The organism is Undibacterium pigrum (assembly GCF_003201815.1).
Lineage (GTDB): Bacteria > Pseudomonadota > Gammaproteobacteria > Burkholderiales > Burkholderiaceae_D > Undibacterium > Undibacterium pigrum.
This window is the reverse complement of sequence record NZ_QJKB01000035.1, coordinates 1-3,227: the sequence shown is the minus strand read 5'-3', so window position 1 is coordinate 3,227 and position 3,227 is coordinate 1. Positions and strand designations below refer to the sequence as shown.

The following is a 3,227-nucleotide window of genomic DNA, read 5'->3' as shown; positions in this document are numbered from 1 at the left end:
TACTGGACAGCCCAGAATTTCACGCTGAACCAAATCGCTGACAGCTTCTCCAAACAAGCAGAATACGCCACCGTATTTGCTGGTAAAACAACAGAAGACACAGTCAACACCATCTACAACAACCTGTTTGGCCACAAAGCAGACGTAGCAGGTCTGAACTACTGGACAGGCCAGATCCTCAACAGCAAAGTCACCCTGGGTCAAGCAGCCCTGGCGATCCTGGCTGGCGCAACTGGCGCAGACAAAGTAGCCATCGACTCCAAAGTTGCCGCGTCCACATCGTTCACAACAGCGATCGACACCAACGAAGAAATCGTAGCGTACTCCAAAGCAGAAAACACCAACCTCGCCAAAGAATGGCTGAGCAAAGTGCTCGATTCCGCTACACAAGCCTCCCAAGTTGCCGTACAAGATGCAGTCATCTCCTCCATCGTTAACGGTGGCGGCGTAAAAGACTTCACACTGACAAGCAACACAGACATCGCCACTGCTGAAAACTTCACAGCAGGTCTGGTCTACACACCAAACGGTGGTTCCCGTGTGAATGCCCTGCAAGACGAAGACGTACTGACAGGCTCCAACACATCTGCTGCTGCCAACAACAAACTGACAGCCACACTGGGTAACTCCAACGACAACGGCGCACCGATCATCACGCCAACGTTGAAAAACATCCAGACAGCCACATTCTCCTTCACAGGCTCTGCTGATGCCAACAACATCAACAACAACGCTGTTGTCGCAGTTGACTTGCAAGATGGTACAGGCTTGAAAACAGTCGGTATCAACCGCATCGCTTCCACAGCAGGCACCAACGTAGCCCGTATCGAAAACATCAAGCAAGCTGTAGAAACAATGAACCTGACCAACACCAACGCGAACAACGCCGGTGTAGTCGAGTTCTCCTTCGGCAACGGCACACTGCTGGGTCTGAATACAGCCACACTGAACCTCTCTGACGTCCAAGTTGGTACAGTCAACATTGGTCAAAACACCTCCGGCACATCCGCTGCAGGCGTAGGCAACCAAGGTTACGAAACACTGACCATCAACAGCGTAGGCAACACCAACAACATCGGCACGTTGAACCTGCCAATGGACACAGGTACAGCAGGCAAAGTCATCATCACTGGCGACAAAGACCTGACCATTGCCCAAACATCCAATGTTGTCAATGGCGTAACAACAATTGAATCCGTCAACTACTCCGGTGGTCTGACACAAGTTGCTGGTCGTCTGTCTGCTATCGATGCATCCGCATTCAAAGGCAACCTGACACTGAACCTCGGCAACGGCATCTTCACAACAGGCAAAGCTGACACATCTGGCGCGACACAAAACGTCACAGTCACAGGCGGCGCTGGTGCAGATACATTCTACTTGGCAGACACCATCGAATCCGGTGACAGCCTGACAGGCGGCGACGGCGTAGATACCCTGATCATCGTCAACGGTGGCAACATCACAGCCGGTGCAGCAGGTTCCTCCATCGTCACTAAAGTTGAACAACTGCAAGTGTTGTTGAACAACGCAGCATCCACAGTCGACTTCACCAAACTGCCAGACGTCGTAGGCGTGACAGTACGTAACGTGTCCAACACCAACGTAGCAGCACCTGCAAATTCTGCACCAGTAGCTGGTACAGACGTGTTCACACTGAACAACCTGAGCGTTGCTCAAGCTGCAGCCATCACCATCAAGCACAGCGACACATTCTCCAACGGTATCGACAAATCCACCATCAACGCCAATCTGGCCGTTGCTACAGGTGCATCCGACACAGTTGCAGTGACAATCGCAGAAGGCCTCAATGTTGATCCACGTTTCAACTTCGTTCTGAACACAAACGCCGTTGAAAACATCACCCTGATCGATGCTGACACAGAATCCAACACAGTAGCCCTGGCAAACGTTGGTGCCCACACAGGTACAATCACCATCGGTACAGCAGCAGGTACAGGCGTAGCTGGCGGTTTCCTCAACCTCGACACAACAGTAGCTGGTAACGGCGGTCTGTATCGTATCGACACAACAGGCGGCGCAGCAGCCAACATCGCTGGCGTACAAGAATTGTCCACAACAGTGGGTCAAATCAAACTGGTCGCAGCAACAATTGATGCATCCGCAGAACTGGCTAACGTCAACGTCCGCGTATCCACAAGTGGTGCAGCCAACGGCGCGCAAAACATCAAGATGGGCGCAGGCAACGACACAGTCGTCTTCGATAACGTCCTCGACACACGTGCTGGTCTGACCATCTCCGACACCGTAGTTGGTGGCGCAGGTAACGACACACTGGTCATCGATGGCGACCTGCAAGGTGCAGCACTGGGCGACACAATCGCACTGGGCGCGTCTGAATGGACTAACGTATCCGGCTTCGAAACAATCCGCCTGGTTGGTACAACCAACAATGCAGGTGTAGTTGGTGGTGGTAACTACCGTCTGACATTGACAAACGAACTGATCGCTGCGAACAACAACGCAGGCGTTCTGGCGATTGTGAATGACAACGACACAGCCAATGACACTGGTGCAGCAGCAGGTACAGCTGATACAGCTGGTACAGCAGTTGAAAGCGCAGTAGTGATCGATGCACGTACACTGAGCTCCACAAGCCGCTTCAGCTACAACGGCGAAGAAGGTGCTTCCCGTACAGCAGACCGTATCATCTTCACTGATGCCAACTTCAACGGTTCCCACGCTATCGACGGTGGTGCAGTTGATAACAACACAACCAACAACAGCCAAAAGAACGACGACGTTATCGAACTGCGCAATGCAACAAACGCAGCGATCGGTGACTTCAACGGCATCCGCAACATCGGTAACATCGAACTGACAAACGACACAGCAGTAACTCAAGTGTCCCAAATTCAGTTGAACGATACGATCGTTGATGCACTGGTTGACAGCTACCAAGCTGCGAACACAACAACGCACAAAGAACGTCTGACTATCCGTGCAATCGACAACGTCAACGTTCCTAACGCAACAGTTGGTGTTTCCATTGATGCAGGCGCATTGACAGCACAATCTGAACTGGACGTGACTCTGGCCCGCGGCGCCAACTTCCTGCAACTCGGCGCTGGTGCAGACCGCGTTGTATTGCTGGGTAACTATGTTGCCGGTACTTACAACACGACAGAAAACGGTGTGAACCTGAATGCACAGTCCACAGCCAATGCAGTTGCTCGCGTTGTCACAGACACGATCAACCTGGGTGC

The 3,227-nt window shown here is 52.3% G+C and carries 1 protein-coding gene; it reads left to right on the top strand.

Going from position 1 to position 3,227, the window contains the following annotated elements; translation table 11 throughout:
* Nucleotides 1-3,227 (top strand): DUF4214 domain-containing protein (locus DFR42_RS28875; protein ID WP_146219019.1); only part of this gene is annotated, 3,227 nt, incomplete at both ends.